The sequence below is a fragment of the Mesorhizobium sp. M7A.F.Ca.CA.001.10.2.1 genome (assembly GCF_003998575.1).
GTDB lineage: Bacteria > Pseudomonadota > Alphaproteobacteria > Rhizobiales > Rhizobiaceae > Mesorhizobium.
On the sequence record NZ_RZQY01000822.1, the window covers coordinates 1 to 2,283 of the forward strand.

Below are 2,283 nucleotides of genomic sequence, written 5' to 3' on the forward strand. Positions count from 1 at the left end.
GACGATGACGCCGGCGAGCCGACCGAAGGGCGGCAGTGCGGCCCGTTCGCGCTCGGCGATCTCACGTTCGTAAAACGCCTCGGCGTCGCCGGAGACGATTGCCCGCATCACCGGATGCTCGGGCTGAAAAGTCTGCAGCAGGCCAAGGCTCTTCTTGCCGGTGCGGCCGGCGCGGCCGGTGACCTGGCTGAGCAGCTGGAACGTCCGCTCGGCGGCGCGCGGATCGCCATTGGCAAGGCCGAGGTCGGCATCGACAACGCCAACCAGGGTCATGTTGGGAAAGTTGTGGCCCTTGGCGACGAGCTGCGTGCCGATGACGATGTCGGCCTCGCCATCGGCGATCGCCTCCAGCTCCAGCCGCAGCCGCCGCACGCCGCCCATCAGGTCGGACGACAAGACGATGGTGCGCGCGTCGGGAAAATGCGTAACGACCTCCTCGGCGATCCGCTCGACGCCCGGCCCGCAGGCGACCAGATGATCGAGCGTGCCGCATTCCGGGCAGGCTTCGGGGCGGCGCTCATTGTGCCCGCAATGATGGCAGACCAACTGGCCGCGAAAACGGTGCTCGACCAGCCAGGCCGAGCAGACCGGGCAGCCGAAGCGGTGGCCGCAGACCCGGCACAGCGTCAGCGGCGCATAGCCGCGCCGGTTGAGGAACAATAGCGACTGCTCCTTCCTCTCCAGCGTCTGGCGCATCTGGTCGAGCAGCACCGGCGACAGGAAGCCGCCACGCGCCGGCGGCGCGCGCCGCATGTCGACCGCCTTCAGATGAGGAAGTGCTGCCTCGGCGAAGCGAGCGGAAAGAACGGCTCTGTTGTATTTACCTTGGCTCGCATTGACCCGGCTTTCGACCGATGGCGTCGCCGACGCCAGCACCACCGGAAAGCTGCCGATATGGCCGCGCACCACGGCCATATCACGCGCATTGTAGAAGACGCGGTCCTCTTGCTTGTAGGCAGGGTCGTGCTCCTCATCGACGACGATCAGGCCGAGCTCCTTGAACGGCAGGAACAGCGCCGAGCGCGCGCCGGCGACGACCCGCACGCCGCCTTCCGCCACTTGCCGCCAAACCCGCTCGCGCATCCGCGGCGGCAGGTCGGAATGCCATTCGCCCGGCTTGGCGCCGAAGCGCTGCTGGAAGCGCTCGAGAAAGGCATGCGTCAGCGCGATTTCCGGCAGCAGGATCAGCACCTGCCTGCCCTGGTCGAGCGCAGCCGCCACCGCCTCGAAATAGACCTCGGTCTTACCGGATCCGGTGACGCCGTCGAGCAGCGCAACGTTGAACACGCCGGCTGCGACATTGGCGCGCAGCATCTGCGCCGCGTCGCTCTGGTCCGGCATCAGTTCCGGAATGGCGTAGCCGGTATCGGGCGCGGCCACCACCGGGCGCGGCGGGATCATCACAGTCTCGAACACGCCTTGCGCCCTCAGGCCGTCAATCACCGTCGATGACACGCCGGCGGCGTGAGCGAGGCCGGAGCGCGTCCAGGCAAGGCCGCCTTCGGCCGTCTCCAGCACACGCTGCCTGGCGCCCGTCATCCGGTCGGGTGCGAGGAGCGTGCGCTGCAGCCCTTCGATCCAGGGTTCGGGGTCGAAAGCCTCCGGCGCCCTGAGCAGCATGCGCGCCACCATGCCCGGAGGCGACAGCGTGTACTGCGCCACCCAGTCGACGAAACGGCGCATCGCTCGGTCGATCGGCGGGCAGTCGAAGACCTGTTCGATGGGGCGCAGCTTTTTCGCGTCGACCTTCTCGACCGCGCCATCCCAGACGATGCCGGCGACCTGCCGCGGCCCGAGCGGCACGCGCACGATCGAGCCCGGCACCACGCGCATGCCGGCCGGCACGGCATAGGTGTAGGGGCGTTCGGCGGGCATCGGCACCAGCACCGGTGCGGCTGCGACAAAGGGCGAATCTTCGATCATGAGGCGTGACCTTGCCCTGACTTTGGTCTAGATCAAAGGCCGACCCCGAATGTGCATGACATGCACATGAAAATCTTCAGGAGACCCGCCATGAAATTTTTTGTCGACACCGCCGACGTCAAGGATATCCGTGAGCTGAACGATCTGGGGCTGCTCGACGGCGTCACCACCAATCCGTCGCTGATCCTCAAATCCGGCGGCAAGATCGCCGACGTGACCAAAGAGATCTGCGACATCGTCAAGGGTCCGGTCTCGGCTGAAGTCACCGCCACTGAATATTCCGAGATGATGCAGCAGGCCAAGGTTCTGGCCAAGATCGCCGACAATGTCTGCATCAAGGTGCCGCTGACGCTGGACGGT

At 66.6% G+C, this 2,283-nt stretch carries 2 protein-coding genes; one reads left to right on the plus strand and one right to left on the minus strand.

Annotated elements, in window-relative coordinates:
• Nucleotides 1–1,923 (minus strand): primosomal protein N' (locus EN964_RS32185; RefSeq protein ID WP_127277266.1); only part of this gene is annotated, 1,923 nt, incomplete at its 3' end.
• A 90-nt stretch (nt 1,924–2,013) separates the two neighbouring features.
• On the opposite strand from EN964_RS32185, the gene EN964_RS32190 reads away from it, so the two are divergent.
• Nucleotides 2,014–2,283 (plus strand): transaldolase family protein (locus tag EN964_RS32190; protein WP_281059586.1); only part of this gene is annotated, 270 nt, incomplete at its 3' end.